General features: G+C 66.5%; 1 protein-coding gene. It reads right to left on the bottom strand.

Features of this window, described 5'->3' with window-relative positions; all coding sequences use genetic code 11:
* The coding region (locus tag F0L68_RS41065; protein ID WP_149855330.1) for a caspase family protein at nucleotides 1–269 on the bottom strand (269 nt) is incomplete at both ends.

Here is a 269-nt window from a genome sequence, read left to right as displayed (position 1 = left end):
CGTTCGGTGTCGGTGCTGACCAGGTACAGGCGGCCTGCCTCGTCCTTGACGCCGTGTCCGGAGACGTAGAGCAGGATCAGGTCGTCCCGGTGCGCCGTGCTGAACAGCCGGTTCACCCGCACCTTGACCTCGTGCGCAGGCGTGTTCGTGAGCACTTCGACCGAATAGTCGCCGATTTCGGGATCGCGCAGCACAGCGGCCAGCGCCTCCGCGTCCGCATGAGGGGCGCGGAGCTGGCTGAACGTCGTGTCCTGGTAGGTGTCCGTGAC

The sequence above is a fragment of the Solihabitans fulvus genome (assembly GCF_008386585.1).
Lineage (GTDB): Bacteria > Actinomycetota > Actinomycetes > Mycobacteriales > Pseudonocardiaceae > Solihabitans > Solihabitans fulvus.
Note: the sequence above shows the minus strand (reverse complement) of the source record. Positions and strands in the feature narration are given on the sequence as shown.